The organism is Aeromonas sp. R4-2 (assembly GCF_040908295.1).
Lineage (GTDB): Bacteria > Pseudomonadota > Gammaproteobacteria > Enterobacterales > Aeromonadaceae > Aeromonas > Aeromonas veronii.
Map to the genome: position 1 here is coordinate 164,839 of NZ_JBFODL010000005.1, position 14,195 is coordinate 179,033.

The window sequence follows — 14,195 nt, forward strand, 5'->3', positions numbered from 1 at the left end:
TCGGCTCCGATTGAGATAATTCGCGGCAATTATAAACACCCACCCCCCATCCATACGCGCTGTGGCTCACATTTTATCCAGCAGGTTATGCTGTGCTCATTAAGCGCGCGACATCACATTTTTAGATGATAAATGTGTTAATTCCGGCTTTTAACAAAATTGAATGCAACCTTAACCAGTTCGATCTGTCATAACCTCACAACAAGTAAAAAACGTCTGTGGACAGGCGCTTACAGTCTCATTCAGGAACAAAAATGACAGATCTAAAACAGCGACTCGGCCCGTTCTGGCCCTTCGCCATCTTCTGCGCGCTCGCGCTTTTCTCTCTCTCTTTCAGCCGAATCGCCCTCGGTATATGGCAACTGGAACGAGTGGATGCCGTGGCCGGTTGGCAGGAGATGCTGCTGCAAGGGATCCGGGTCGACTTTGCGACCCTCTGCTGGGTCTGGGGTGTCCCCGCCATGCTCACTCTGCTGCTGGCAGGCCCCCATGCCATCGGCCGGGGCTGGCTGCAACTGATGCGCGTCTGGCTGACCGTCGGACTCTGGCTGATGCTGTTCCTCGAGATCTCCACCCCCTCGTTTGTCACCGAGTATGGCGTGCGCCCCAACCGTCTCTATGTGGAGTACCTCATCTATCCGAAAGAGGTGTTCGCCATGCTGTGGGCGGGGCGCAAGGCCGAGCTGCTGCTGGCGTTACTCTTCAGTGGCGCCGTGCTGACCGGCGGTTGGTGGCTGAGCGGCCGTCTGGTACGTGGTCTCTGCTTCCCCCGCTGGTATCTGCGTCCGGCCTTCGCCCTGCTCATTCTGGCCATAGGTTTTCTCGGTGCCCGCTCCAGTCTCGGCCACCGCGCCCTGAACCCGGCCATGGTCGCCTTTGCCGAGGATCCGCTGGTCAACTCGCTCACCGTCAACTCCGCCTACTCCCTCTTCTTTGCCATCAAGCAGATGGGCGCCGAGGAGGATGCCGGCCAGTTTTACGGCGAGATGACGGAGCAGAAGGTGCTCGAGGTCATGCGCAAGGAGAGTGGCCGTCCGGCCAGTGATTTCAACTCCGAGCAGCTGCCCAGCCAGACCTTCAACGAGGCGAGCTTCCAGGGTAAACCGAAGAATCTGGTGATCCTGCTGCAGGAGAGTCTGGGCGCCCAGTTTGTCGGCTCCCTCGGTGGCCTGCCGCTCACCCCCAACATCGATGCCCTGTCGCAGCAGGGTTGGGCCTTCGAGCAGCTCTACGCCACCGGCACCCGCTCGGTGCGCGGTATCGAGGCAGTACTGACCGGCTTCACGCCGACCCCGGCACAGGCGGTGGTCAAACTCGGCAAGAGCCAGACCAACTTCTTCACCATCGCGGATCTGCTCAAACAGCGGGGTTACGACACCAGCTTTATTTATGGCGGCGAGAGCCACTTCGACAACATGCGCAGCTTTTTCCTCGGCAACGGCTTCACCACCATCGTCGAGCAGAAGGATTTCGACAATCCGGTGTTCAAGGGCTCCTGGGGCGCCTCCGACGAGGATCTGATGGCCAAGGCCGACGAGACCTTCAAAGCGCTGCACAAGGAGGGCAAACCCTTCTTCAGTCTGGTGTTCAGCTCCAGCAACCACGATCCGTTCGAATTCCCGGACAACCGCATCGAACTCTTCGAGCAACCCAAACAGACCCGTAACAACGCGGCCAAGTACGCGGATTACGCCATCGGCGAGTTCTTCAAGAGGGCGAAACAGTCCGAATACTGGAAGGACACCCTGTTCCTGGTCATCGCCGATCACGACAGCCGGGTCGGTGGCGCCAGTCTGGTGCCCATCCCCCGCTTCCATATTCCGGGGGTTATCGTGGGCGATGGCATAGTGCCGAGAAAGGATTCGCGTATCGTCAGCCAGATCGACATGGCGCCTACCCTGCTCTCCCTGATGGGGATCAGTGCCGACTACCCCATGCTCGGCAAGGATCTGACGCGCATGCCCGCCGACTGGCCGGGGCGCGCCATCATGCAGTACGACAAGAACTTCGCCCTGATGCGCGGCAAGGATGTGGTGATCCTGCAACCGGAACGGGCGGCAGAGGGCTATGTCTACGACAATGCCAGCGAGAAGCTGACCCTGGCGGCGCAGCCGGACGCCTTGAAGGAGGATGCCCTTGGTCTTGCCCTGTGGGGCAGCATGGCCTATCAGAAGAGTCTCTATCAGACGGCCAAGGATGAACGCACCGCAGCCAATTGAGCCGCTCGTGCTGCTTCAACCCATAGCAGAATAGAAAAAACCGCCAGCTGGCGGTTTTTTCATCTCCCCATATTGTCGGCCCACTGGCCGCTATGGCTGGGGAAAGCAGGGAAGGGAGCGGCTGAACTTGTGCTCGAACACCAGCGAGGTTTCGAGGTGCACCACCTCCTCGCGGGAGGTGAAGTGATCAAAGACGAAGTTGCGCAGGTGCTCGGTATCGGAGACACACAGGTGCACCAGAAAATCATCCTTGCCGCCCATGTGGAACAGACTGATCACTTCGGGCAGAGCCAGAATGGCATCGCGGAAAGCATCGATGATCTGACGGCTGTGGCGGGCCAGTTGCAGGGAGACCATGGCCTGAATGTGGCCACCGAGGGCCTGATAATCCACTTCGCAGTGCGCCCCCTTGAGCACGCCATCCTGCTGCAACTTGCGCACCCGCTCCAGACAGGTGGAGGGGGCAACGCCCACCAGCGCGGCCAGATCCTTGTTGGTCATGCCCGCATCCCGAAACAGATGGGCCAGGATATCCAAATCCAGTTGATCCAGGTTTCTCATCTTAACTCCTTGAACCGCTCAATTTTTTAGACTCTGCCCGTAAACCGGGGCAAACACAACGGCCATTGACATCCCCCCTGCCCCGCCTATCCTTGGCGCCATTCACCGGCCGCAGCCCTGCGGCCACCACGCGAGGATCCGCCATGCACCCGTATCACCCCTTCTGGAGCCTTGAGGTTCCCCGTGTCGACGGTCAGCTGCTGCTGACCCCCTGCCCCGGCACCCAGCAGGTGCCGCTGACCCTGGCGCTCGATCAACTGCGGTTGGCCGGTGCCCACGGGGTGGTGACCCTGATGACAAGCGCCGAGTTGATCCGACTCGAACTGGCGCAGCTCGGCCAGCAGGTCGAACACGAAGGGATGCGCTGGTTCCATCTGCCCATCGAGGATGATCTGGCCCCCGACACCGACTTCGAGGCGGCCTGGCAACAGGCGCTGCCGCAGCTGCGCGAGCTGCTGGGGGATGGCAAACATCTGGTCATCCACTGCAAAGGGGGCAGCGGTCGTACCGGTCTGGTCGCTGCCGCGCTGCTGATGACCCTCGGCCAGCCACAGCAAGAGGCGATGGCCACCATCAAGGCCCACAGACCCAAGGCGTTTACCCTGGCCTGCCACCGCCAATGGCTCGACCAGCTGGCCAAGCGGCTGGCGCAGGGCGACTGACTACTTGCCCCCCTGGTCGTAGGTAAAGACCTTGCCGATATCCTCCACCCGATAGCTGGTGAGCTGATAGACGTAGTAGTTGAGCCAGTTGGCAAACAGCAGGTGACCGTGGCTGCGCCAGCTGGCGCGCGGGGTCTTGCCCGGATCGTTATTCGGATAGTAGTTGACCGGAATGGCCGGTTCGAGCCCTGCCGCCAGATCCCGCTGATACTCCCCGTCCAGCGTCAGGGCATCGTACTCCGGGTGCCCGGTGACAAACACCTGACGACAATCCTTGGTCGCAGCCAGATAGACCCCCGCCTCTTCTGACTCGGCAAAAATCTGCAAGTCGGTCTGGGCGCGGATCAGATCGCCATCAAACGCCGCGTAACGGGAGTGCGGGGCGACGAACTCGTCATCGAAACCGCGCAGCAACGGCTCGTGCTCATCGAGGCGATGGTGGCGGTAAACCCCGGAGAGCTTCTCGCCGTGGGTCTGCTTCTCCATGCCATACAAGGCTTTCAGCGCCGCCTGCACCGCCCAGCAGAGGAACAGGGTGGAGGTGACATGCTGATGGGACCACTCGATGATCTCGACGATGCGCGGCCAGTAGACCACCTCTTCGAACTCCACCAGCCCGAGCGGCGCCCCTGTGATGATCATGCCGTCGTAGTTATTGCCACGCACCTGCTCGAAGTCGTGATAGAAGTTCTCCAGATGGGCCTGCGGCGTGTTCTTTGACTCCCTGTCATCAATACGCAGCAGATCCACATCCACCTGCAGCGGCGAGTTGGAGAGCATCCGCATCAGCTGGATCTCGGTCTCAATCTTCTTTGGCATCAGGTTGAGGATGAGCACCCGCAGCGGGCGGATGTTCTGGGTGACGGCCCGGGATTCCGTCATCACGAAGATGTTCTCCTGCCCCAGCACTTCGGCGGCGGGTAACTGATCCGGGATCTTGATCGGCATGCTTACTCCCTGTACTGCATCAGTAAATATGTCTGGACATCCAGAAGCCTATAATAAAGCTCCTGCCCTGTCATCAGATACCTTTTGTATTCACCCCCGCCTTTGACTAGCATACGGCTCAGTGTGTCTCCTGCTTCCAAGATAATGACCGGTATCAAGATTTCCGTAGATCGACTGCAAGTCGGCAACTATGTATCCCTGCCACTGGGGTGGCGCGAACACCCGTTCCTGTTTTCCAGCTTCAAGATCAAAAGTGAAGAAGAGATCGAGCTGATCCGCCGTCTCGGCCTGAAACTGGTCACCATCATTCCCGACAAGAGCGACGTTCCGCCCAAGCCCCTCAATCAGGTACAGCCTCAGCAACAAGAGAGCGCAGACGCCGCCCAGCGCCAGGCCCAGATGCAGCAGGAGAAAGATCGCCGCATCGAGCAGTTGCAACTCTATCGCCGCAATCTGCAGCAGTGCGAGAAGCAGTTCCAGCAGTCGCTGGCGCAGGTGCGCAGCGTGATGAGCAAGATCCAGTCACGCCCCCTCAATGCCATCGGCGAGGCGCAGGAGCTGGTCAACGCCATGACCGAGCAGCTGCTCTCGGTTGACGAGATGGTGCTTCATCTGGTCTCCGACAGCGAGGATGGCAACAACCTCTACTTCCACTCCCTCAATGTGAGCGTGCTCAGCATGCTGCTGGCCAAGGAGTGCTGCATGACGGCCGACGAGATCCGTCAGGTCGGCATGGGGGCGCTGTTCCACGATATCGGCAAGCTGAAGATCCCGAGCCAAATCCTGCGCAAGACCGAGCCGCTGACCAAGCCGGAGCAGAACCTGATGGCCCAGCACCCGCGCTACGGGCTGGATCTGCTCAATCTGGCCAAGGATTTCCCGGCCGAGGCGAAGGGGATCGTGCTCCATCACCATGAATATCTCGATGGCAGCGGGCCGGAAGGGCTCAAGGGTGGCCAGCTCGATCCGCTGACCCAGATGGTGTCGCTGATCAACGAGTACGATAACCTCTGCCACATGCAGGCCAAGGTGCCCTACTCGGCCCTGAGCGGCCTCTACAAGCAGCGCAAGGCGCAGTTCAATCCGGAGTACCTCAGCATGCTGATCCGGTTGATGGGGATCTACCCCCCCGGCAGCGTGGTGCAACTCTCCAACGGTCAGGTGGGGCTGGTGATGTCGGTCAACGCTTCCCGCCTGCTCTACCCCTCGGTGCTGGTCTACGATCCGCGCATTCCCCGTCAGGAAGCCGCCATCATCGACCTGCAGCAAGCCGAACTGTCGATCGCCAAGGTGATCCACCCCAAACGGCTGCCGCCCGCCGTGTTCGAGTACCTCAATCCGCGTACCCGGATCAGCTACTACTTCGAGCACAACAAAGCCTGATTGTGTTGGCCCGAGGCCAACCGTTGCCACCCGTTTAATCCAAGGAGCCTGCCATGCGTATCGAGATCATCAGTACCGGAGACGAGATAGTGACGGGTCTGGTGGTGGATACCAACGCGGCCTGGCTCAGCGCTCTGCTGCTGGAGCAGGGCTGGCAGGTGCGCCGTCGCCTGACGGTAGGGGACAACCTCGCCGACCTGAAAACGGTGCTGCAAGAGAGTGCCCGCCGCGCCGAGGTGGTGTTGGTGTGTGGCGGGCTCGGGCCCACCGCCGACGACCTCACCGCTCAGGCGGCAGCCGAGGCCTTTGACCAACCGCTCACCCTCTTCCCCGACTGGCTCGCTACCATCGAAGCGCGCTACGCCAGCCGTGGCCGCCCCATGGCACAAAGCAATGCCAAACAGGCCTGGCTGCCACAGGGGTGCGAGATCCTCGACAACCCGGTCGGCACCGCCTGCGGCTTTGTGGTGCGAAGTGGCCAGAGTCAGCTCTTCTTCACCCCGGGCGTGCCGTTCGAGTTCAAGCAGATGGTGCGCGAGCAAATTCTGCCGCGCCTCAAACAGCTGGCCGGGGCACAAGTCGATACCGAGCTGCGTCGCTTTTACACCTTCGGCATCTCGGAATCAGCCCTCAGCGATATGCTGGATGCCGAACCCTGGCCAGCCAGAATCGAGCTGGGTTACCGCTCCTCCATGCCCCTTATCGAGCTGAAGCTGATCGGCCACGGCGCCAGTGCCGCTGACATGGAGAGTGCAGAGCGCCGACTGCTGGATACGATCCGCCCCTGGCTGGTTGGCAGCGGAGATACGGAACCGGCGCAGCAGATCCTGGCGCTGCTGCAAGACAAACCGCTGACTCTGCTGGAGGGGGAGAGTGGAGGTGCGCTGCTGGCGCTTTGTCACGGCCATCCCAGGCTGGAGGCCAACTTCAGCGCGCAACTGGCCGATGAGCTGGCGCAACTGCCGACCACCGATGCGGGCCTGCAACTGACCATAGGGCGAGAGGGGCCGGAGGGAGTGCCACTGCAGCTCAGCGCCGATGGCAAGCACATCGGTCAGACGGTCAAGGTCAGCCACCCAGACCCGGAGAGCCGCCGCAAGATCCTCGCCTTTGCCGCCCTCGACATGCTGCGCCGCCATATGCTGGGTGAGCCGGTACTCGGCGATTACCTCACCCTGGCCAGAACAGCCCAGCGCAGCTGATAACTACCGCCCCTGCCAGCGACCCTACGTCGCTGGCGCTGCGATCCGCCTTTTCACGCCATTGCCAAACAGCACCCATATTTATCCGGCCGCCATCACCGATTTGACTTCAATTCATTGACCATTCAGAGGAAATATCTGAATACTGCCCACTCTCAGGGTTGGCGACTCGCTTTATTAATCACTGAGAGATTAAATGACAGTAGAGGAGCGAGCCGATCGTTCCGTTCTCATCCAGCAAGGAGATGCGGTGTTAAGCAAAGAGTGGTTGCTGCTATCAAGCGATATGGAACTGGTCTGCCTGCGGATTGCCGCCGGTCTCACCAAACCTGTCACGGAACAGGATGTGCAGGCTCTGCTGCTCGCTTCCAACTGTCGCCGCTATCAGCCGCTGCCCGAGGGGATCAAACAGGCCATCAGCCTGCTCAATACCCTGCTCACCAACCCTGCCGCCCCCGTCCCTGCCAACCCCATCCCCATCGGCAAGCGTCAGGATGCCCGACTCGCCGTAATAGTGGAGAAGGATCGCATGAGCGCCATCGCCCAGATCACTGCCGACTGGGGTGGCAAGTATGTGACGCTGGAACAGCTGAAAGAGGCGATCGCCATCAGCGAAATCAAACAGGGGGTGAGTGAGCAACTGCTCACCGCTGCCATCCAGTCAGCCAAGGAGGCCGCCCCCGGCAGTCAGCTCAAGCTGGTGATTGCCAACGGCCAGCCAGCCGTCAATGGTCAGGACACTCGCTATGAGCGGTTGGTGGAGACCCCGGCCGAACGGATCCTCAAACCGCAGGAGCTGGGGCATGGCAAGGTCGACCTGCGGGATCTCGGCTCCATCGTCACCGTCAAGGCCGGCGCTCCGCTGATGCGCCGTCATCCGGCCACCGTCGGGGTACCCGGTTTTACCGTGACCGGTCAGGACCTACCCGCCAAGGATGGCAAAGACAGTCCGATGAGTGCTGGCGAGGGCACCTTTATCTCCCCCGACGATCCCGACCTGCTGATTGCCGGTCGGGCTGGCCTGCCCTGTCAGGAGAAAGCAGGCATGAAGGTGGACGAGGTGCTCAGCGTAAAACAGGTGGATGCCCGCCACGGCCATATTGATTTTGAAGGGGGCTTAATCGTCAGCGGCGACGTCAACCCGGGCATGAAGATCCGGGTCAGCGGTGACATCGTGATTGGCGGCTTTATCGAAGGGGGCTGGATCGAGGCGGGGGGCAGCATTACGGTACGCCACGGCATCATTGGCCGCCGCAACGAGCAGGGGGAGTACCTTTGCCAGCTCAATGCGCAAGGGGAGATCCACGCCAGTTACGCCCAGTATGCCCAGCTGGAAGCGGGGGGGGATATCCAGATCCAGAGCCAGCTCAGCCACTGCTACTCCCGCAGCGGACAAGACATCAAGGTGGGCGATAGCAACATGCGCAAAGGCACTCTGCTGGGGGGCACCAGCATTGCCAATCGCCTGATCATGGCCCCCAGCCTGGGGGCCGAGGCCGCCAACCATACCCGGCTGCAGATCCTTGGCGGCTACTTCACCCACAAGGAGCAGGAACACCAGCTCAAGCTACGCCAGCAGGCGTGTCAGGCCCAGCTGGAGAAAATCAAGGAGCTGGTCATGAAGTTGCTGCAACTACCCAGCGACAAGCGCAATCCGGATACCCTGCGCAAGCTCAAACCGATCCGGGACCATCAGCTGGCCGAACTGGCCCAGCTCGATGAGCAGCTCACCGCCAACCAGGAGGAGCTGCGAAACTTGATGGCTCAGATGGAGGTCATTGCCACCCAGCACCTCTACTCCGGCATCGAGGTCGAGATGGCCAGCTTCAAACGCAAGGTTACCATCACCCGAGGCCCTACCCGCCTGACCATCCATGATGAAACCCTGGAGATGACTCCTTACGAGGGACACAAATAGCTCAACCGGCACGCCCCCATCGCTGAACCGGCCGTGATCCCGCCGCCGATTTTCGCTACACTCGCCACTTCCTTGGCCCCACCGGGCGGGCCACCCAGACTCAGGTAGTGAGAGATGTACAAGCTGATCGCATTGGATATGGATGGCACCCTGCTCAACCCGCAGGGCCAGATTACTCCCCGCACCCACGCCGCCATCAGCGCCGCGCGCGCCAAAGGGGTAACCGTTGTGCTGGCCTCCGGCCGCCCGCTGGAAGGGATGAGCCGCTATCTGGAAGAACTCGGCCTCACCACAGAGCATGACTACGTCATCTGCTACAACGGCGCTCTGGTGCAACAGGTGGCCGATCAGCGCATCATCCGCAGCCAGCTGCTGACCGGCAGTGACGCCAGCGCCGTCGCCAAACTGGCTGATGAGCTGGAAGTGAACGTTCACGGTTTCTCGGTCACCCGCGGCCTGATCAGCCCCCGTGTCAGCACCTACACCGAGCACGAATCTCGCCTTATCGGCATGCCGATCAATCTGATCGACTTCGCCACCCTGCCTGCCGACGAGCAGATCATGAAGGTGATGATGATCGACGAGCCGCCCCAGCTCTCCCGCGCCATCGAGCGACTGCCTGCAGAGCTCTATGAGCGCTATACCGTGGTACAGAGCGCCCCCTTCTTCCTCGAGTTCATGAACAAACAGAGCAACAAGGGAACCGGCGTGGCCGCGCTGGCCGAGCACCTGGGCCTGACCGCCGCTCAGGTGATCTGCGTCGGGGATGCGGGCAACGATCGCCACATGATCGAGTACGCTGGCCTCGGTGTGGCGATGGGCAATGCCACCGACGAGATCAAGGCTCTCGCCCAGCACACCACTGCCCGCAACGATGAAGATGGCGTAGCTCAGGTGATCGAGCAGTTCGTACTGAATGCCTGATCACAATCGAGCGCCGCTGCGCCCGATAAGGAAATAAAAACGGGGAGGCTGTCAGCCTCCCCGTTTTTTCTGGTTAGTTATCTGCGTGATGAGCGGTAATTCGCTCACATCACTGGTTCGCCAGACACTGGGTATGGGAGCCCGGTTGCAGGTAAGGCGTCAGCAGGGGAGCCATCCCCTTGAGCACCTGCACCGGCAGCGCCGAGGTGAAGCGGAACTTGTCAGACTGGCTACCCGGTACATAGGCGGTCAGGGTACCGAAGTGATCCTCACCCAGATAGAAGACGAAGGTTGCGGTGCGGTTGCGCGCCAGCGAGCTGGTCACGTTGCCATAACGGCCCACTGTTTCAATCCGGTTATCCCCGGTCCCGGTCTTGCCCCCCATCTGCAGCACAGTGCCATCCGGCAGGGTAAAGGCACCGGCGATACGTCTTGCCGTGCCCCCTTCAACGACCTTGGAGAGCGCACTGCGCAGGGCGGCCGCCACCTCTGCTGGCATCACCCGGGTTCCCTCGGTGTGCTGCGGCTCAAACTCGGTCTCGAAAGGAGTCCCCTTGGCGAACGAGAGGTGTTCGATACGCAAGGTTGGCGAGCGGATACCGCCATTCTGGATAATCCCCATCAGCTCGGCCAGTGCAGCCGGGCGATCGCCGGAGCTACCCAAGGCGGTCGCCAGCGAAGGCACCAGATGGTCGAACGGGTAACCGAGCTTGGCCCAGCGCTGATGGATATCGAGGAAAGCTTCAACCTCCAGCATGGTGCGGATCCGGCTGTCACGGGCACTGCGATGACGGGTCTTGAACAGCCAGCTGTAGACCTCTTGCCGCTCGTCACGACTGGCCGCCACCGCGTCGGCAAAGGTCGCCTTGTCGAACTCCTTGAGATAGGCCAGCAACCACAGCTCCAGCGGGTGAACCCGGGCGATGTAGCCCTGATCCGGCAGTGAATACTTGCCCGGGCCATAGCTCACATAGAGCTGATTGACCCGTTTCGCACTCAGCTTCTCGCGCGGCAACCGCTCCGCCAGGAAGGCAGCAAATGCGGCTTCGCTGGCTTCCGGCATCAGGTAGCGGTGAACCGCCGCCAGACGTACCGCACTCGGCTTGAGACCGTCGAGGAAGGTATCGAGCTGCTCCTCGGGAGTCTTGCCGCGATATTTTCGCCAGAAGCGCAGCAGATAGGTCTGGCCCTCTTTGTCGGCAAATTTGGCCAGATACTCCTGACGACGGGGATCCTTGTCATCCTTCAGCAACTGGGCACGGTTGCCCTCCTTGTAGAGGCTGTAGCGCACGATATCGCGCATCAGCCGCACAAAGGGCAAGTTAATCGACTCACGCAGAGAGTCACGCAACGTCGGAATACGATTGTTATCCTCGCGGCGGAAGTTGTTGAAGGTGTGCATGCCGCCACCGGTAAAGAACCCTTCGTTGGGGCTGGCGGAGTATTTGCGATCCAGCGCCGCTTCCAGCATTACAGGCAGGCTCTTGTCCTGAGCCGTCATCAGATAGGAGATGGCCCAGCGGCTGAGGTTGTCCTGAGAGACGGCAGCCAGCTTGCGCAGATTCTCGACCGGCATCCCGGCATAGTTGTCGTGCAGCTCGGCCACGATCTCCAGATAGGTAGTCAGTACCCGCAACTTGGCGGTTGAGCCCAACTCCAGCTTGGAACCTTCGTTGATATCGAACGGCTGATCGGTGTTGTCAGTCTGCACCCGCACCTTGAACCCTTCCGGCGATTTCTCAAACAGGGTGAAGCTGTAGCGCACATCGCCGGTCTTCTCCGGCGAGAGCAGGCGCTCACCAAACAGTCCCACCTGAGCGGCAAACGTCGGGTCGGCCAGCTGTTGCAGATAACGGGAGATTTCGTTCTGCAACGGCATGTTGAGGCTGGTATCGGCGGTCAGATCCATCCGGTCGAGGTCATAGAGCTGCACCCCGAGCTGGCGGCTCAGGCGAGTACGGGCAACCTGCAACCCCTTGTTATTGTTCACCCGGGTGATAGCAGGGGACTGCAGGAAGTCACGGAACGTAATCTTGGCCTTGAGCGCCGCCTCCATCAGTGGCGGCGTGATCATTCCCTCCTGCACAAACAGGCGCAGGTAGCTGTCGGTCAGGGTAGCCAATGCCTCTCGCCCCTGAGCCAGATAGTAAGAGGGACGGCGGTGCGCAATCATCAGCGAGACCACCTGACGCAGGGCAAGCCCCTGTTCGGCCAGCGGTGCGTTCTGGTTGCGGGCGGGGTCCAGCAGACGGTTCACGTCATCGACATTTGCACCAAACCAGACCCAGAGACCATCTCCCAGACCATGCACTTCACCATATCCCGGCGCAGCCGAGAGCGGTACCGAGTTGAGGTAGGCCCAGGCGACCAGTTTGCGCGCTTCGAGGGTTTCCGGCCCGAGACGATAAGCCCGCACGCTGGCAGAGGCCATCTGACGGATCTTCTCGGTCGGCGACAGGGTCAGCCCGTCCGGCGAGTGGCGATACTTCTCCACCTGGGTTGCCAGGGTACTGCCACCGGCAGATTGATCCTGCATATCGAGCGCCTTGCCCACCTGAGAGAGCGCGGCCTTGGCAAAACGGGGCCAGTCGACTGCCGGGTTGGCCAGCGGCTCTTCGTTGCTCAGCAAGTCGCGGTTCTCGATAAACAGCAGCGACTGGATGACGAGCGGTGGAATAGAGTCAAAATCCGGATAGTGATGGGTCGGATACTTGAATTGATAGAAGGGCTCAGCGCGGCAATCGTGCAGCGTCAGTCCGGCCTGCACCTTCTCGGTATAGGGCACGAAGAAGCCACGACTGGCGTAGTCATAGAGTGCGTCGGAGAAATGCACCTGTTTGCTGACTTCATAACCCCGCTGCAGCAGGCGCTCCTGCATCATCGGCAGTTGCACATAGCCGAGCCGCTTGTCGAACGGGCCATCCTCAGGGAAAGCGATCTGCTTGCTCTGACCAGGTTCGACCTGATACGTGAGCTTGGCGGCATAGCGGGAAATCTCCTGAGATTGCAGCTTCGAGGTTTTCATCTCATAGCCAACCAGAGCGATCACCGCCCCCAGGCACAATAAAAAGAGAAAACAGAACAGCCAACGCCACCAGGGACGACGCTTGCGCTTTGGGTTCCCGTCCGAGGTCTGGACAGATGAATCTTGAGATGCCACTTGTGTCAAATCCGTCTGTTCTGATGCGCCCATATCAGCCCCACCATGGTTGCGCAATTTATTGTGTTTCACTCAAGCTTAGTCTTTTCAAGTCAATGGCTTGAAACTATTGACCGCTTTGTGGTGATGGTAACAGGGCAATTCTAAAAAGGGGAGCCGATTGTTGCAGGAGTGGCAGAGATCCGAGCTGATAACAAAACACCGGCCAGTGGCCGGTGTCTCTTAAGCGAAAGCGCAACGCTTATTTGTGAGAGCTCATGCCCTTCAGCTTGGTGCTCAGCTCTTTACGCTCTTTGGAGAGCTCGGCGTTCTTGATGATGTGGTCATCCACGCGCTCTTCATAGTCGGCACGCATGTTGGCGATGATCGCCTGCACATCATCAATGCTCATACCCGGCTTGATATAGTCGCTCAGGTTGTCGAGCAGCAGCACGCGCTTCTGGTTGTCACGGATCTTCTTCTCGTTATCCGCAATTTCACGCTTGAGTTTGTTCTGGCGACGGGACATACGCACATATTCCAGTACATCGCTGAAGGTGGACTTGTTTACTTGTTCCATATCGATACCACTGACTTAAGGTTGATAAAAACTGGCCAAGTTACACCTGGAACCCGGCAAACCCAGCGCGGGACAGGCAAACTCAAGATGCCCTTACTCTACCGAGTTATAAGCGAGATACAACCCTAATCGCGCGCCATGAACAGAGTTTGGCCAAAAGTAAACCAGTTAAAATGGCCAGTAATCCATCAGATAAGGGCTTGATATAGATAGAAAATGGAGGAGATAACAGGGTTTTAGTTCTCTTCCTGCAGATAAATGCTAACACTGGCTGTTTAACACGCTAAAAACAGCAGAGCCCAGTCTCACGGCTGGGCTCTGCTGTGCAAATCTGTGGTTCTTATGGACAAAACCGCCCATAGCAAAAAGGCCTTCCCATCTGGGAAGGCCTTCAAATTAGTGGCGGAGCGGACGGGACTCGAACCCGCGACCCCCGGCGTGACAGGCCGGTATTCTAACCGACTGAACTACCGCTCCGCATTCGGTTAGCTTGCGCTAAATCTTCTGCTGCTTCTTCTGAGGTGTCATCCTCGCAGCCGGCTATGTGTTTTCACATCACCGTTTAATTGGGTGCCTGGCAGTGTCCTACTCTCGCATGGCGAATGCCACACTACCATCGGCGCTACCGCGTTTCACTTCTGAGTTCGGCATGGGATCAG

Annotated in this window: 10 protein-coding genes and 1 tRNA gene; 6 read left to right on the forward strand and 5 right to left on the reverse strand. The window is 59.8% G+C overall.

Annotated features, from left to right (window positions below):
• The first annotated feature begins 254 nt into the window (after positions 1–254).
• Positions 255–2,219, forward strand: coding sequence for an LTA synthase family protein (locus AB5Y99_RS02130; protein ID WP_323915085.1), 1,965 nt, complete (start codon positions 255–257; stop codon positions 2,217–2,219).
• Positions 2,220–2,309: 90 nt separating this feature from the next.
• On the opposite strand, the gene AB5Y99_RS02135 is transcribed toward AB5Y99_RS02130, so the two are convergent.
• Positions 2,310–2,780, reverse strand: coding sequence for an Lrp/AsnC family transcriptional regulator (locus AB5Y99_RS02135; protein ID WP_005336001.1), 471 nt, complete (start codon positions 2,778–2,780; stop codon positions 2,310–2,312).
• Between the two features lie 143 nt (positions 2,781–2,923).
• Here AB5Y99_RS02135 and AB5Y99_RS02140 point away from each other — a divergent pair, with 143 nt between their 5' ends.
• Entirely contained in the window at positions 2,924–3,442 is a 519-nt protein-coding gene (locus tag AB5Y99_RS02140; protein ID WP_323915086.1) for a cyclin-dependent kinase inhibitor 3 family protein, read from the forward strand.
• Here the strand turns inward: AB5Y99_RS02140 and metA are convergent, their stop codons facing one another.
• Complete coding sequence (gene metA, locus AB5Y99_RS02145) at positions 3,443–4,390, reverse strand: homoserine O-succinyltransferase (protein ID WP_005363203.1); 948 nt, start codon at positions 4,388–4,390, stop codon at positions 3,443–3,445.
• A 144-nt stretch (positions 4,391–4,534) separates the two neighbouring features.
• Between metA and AB5Y99_RS02150 the strand changes: the two genes are divergently transcribed.
• From AB5Y99_RS02150 to yidA, 4 genes are all read left to right on the forward strand, one after another.
• Positions 4,535–5,773 (forward strand): DUF3391 domain-containing protein, encoded by a 1,239-nt coding sequence (locus AB5Y99_RS02150; RefSeq protein ID WP_005336014.1) that lies wholly within the window; start codon positions 4,535–4,537, stop codon positions 5,771–5,773.
• Between the two features lie 53 nt (positions 5,774–5,826).
• Positions 5,827–6,975, forward strand: a complete 1,149-nt coding sequence (locus AB5Y99_RS02155; RefSeq protein ID WP_368208558.1) for a competence/damage-inducible protein A — start codon at positions 5,827–5,829, stop codon at positions 6,973–6,975.
• 250 nt (positions 6,976–7,225) lie between these two features.
• On the forward strand, positions 7,226–8,893 hold the full coding sequence (locus AB5Y99_RS02160) for a DUF342 domain-containing protein (RefSeq protein WP_203118562.1): 1,668 nt from the start codon (positions 7,226–7,228) through the stop codon (positions 8,891–8,893).
• 114 nt (positions 8,894–9,007) lie between these two features.
• Positions 9,008–9,817, forward strand: coding sequence for a sugar-phosphatase (gene yidA, locus AB5Y99_RS02165; RefSeq protein ID WP_113739910.1), 810 nt, complete (start codon positions 9,008–9,010; stop codon positions 9,815–9,817).
• A gap of 109 nt (positions 9,818–9,926) precedes the next feature.
• On the opposite strand, the gene AB5Y99_RS02170 is transcribed toward yidA, so the two are convergent.
• The 3 genes from AB5Y99_RS02170 to AB5Y99_RS02180 form a co-directional block, all read right to left on the reverse strand.
• Positions 9,927–13,010, reverse strand: coding sequence for a transglycosylase domain-containing protein (locus tag AB5Y99_RS02170; protein WP_047436640.1), 3,084 nt, complete (start codon positions 13,008–13,010; stop codon positions 9,927–9,929).
• A gap of 208 nt (positions 13,011–13,218) precedes the next feature.
• Positions 13,219–13,536, reverse strand: a complete 318-nt coding sequence (tmaR, locus tag AB5Y99_RS02175) for a PTS system regulator TmaR (protein WP_005336024.1) — start codon at positions 13,534–13,536, stop codon at positions 13,219–13,221.
• A gap of 400 nt (positions 13,537–13,936) precedes the next feature.
• A tRNA-Asp gene (locus AB5Y99_RS02180) sits at positions 13,937–14,013 on the reverse strand.
• Positions 14,014–14,195: the final 182 nt, after the last annotated feature.

What these genes read in the sequence shown, in the direction of transcription:
- AB5Y99_RS02130 (WP_323915085.1), top strand. Translation starts at nt 255, where the DNA reads ATGACAGATCTAAAACAGCGACTCGGCCCGTTCTGGCCCTTCGCCATC.
- AB5Y99_RS02135 (WP_005336001.1), bottom strand. Translation starts at nt 2,780, where the DNA reads ATGAGAAACCTGGATCAACTGGATTTGGATATCCTGGCCCATCTGTTT.
- AB5Y99_RS02140 (WP_323915086.1), top strand. Translation starts at nt 2,924, where the DNA reads ATGCACCCGTATCACCCCTTCTGGAGCCTTGAGGTTCCCCGTGTCGAC.
- metA (WP_005363203.1), bottom strand. Translation starts at nt 4,390, where the DNA reads ATGCCGATCAAGATCCCGGATCAGTTACCCGCCGCCGAAGTGCTGGGG.
- AB5Y99_RS02150 (WP_005336014.1), top strand. Translation starts at nt 4,535, where the DNA reads ATGACCGGTATCAAGATTTCCGTAGATCGACTGCAAGTCGGCAACTAT.
- AB5Y99_RS02155 (WP_368208558.1), top strand. Translation starts at nt 5,827, where the DNA reads ATGCGTATCGAGATCATCAGTACCGGAGACGAGATAGTGACGGGTCTG.
- yidA (WP_113739910.1), top strand. Translation starts at nt 9,008, where the DNA reads ATGTACAAGCTGATCGCATTGGATATGGATGGCACCCTGCTCAACCCG.
- AB5Y99_RS02170 (WP_047436640.1), bottom strand. Translation starts at nt 13,010, where the DNA reads ATGGGCGCATCAGAACAGACGGATTTGACACAAGTGGCATCTCAAGAT.
- tmaR (WP_005336024.1), bottom strand. Translation starts at nt 13,536, where the DNA reads ATGGAACAAGTAAACAAGTCCACCTTCAGCGATGTACTGGAATATGTG.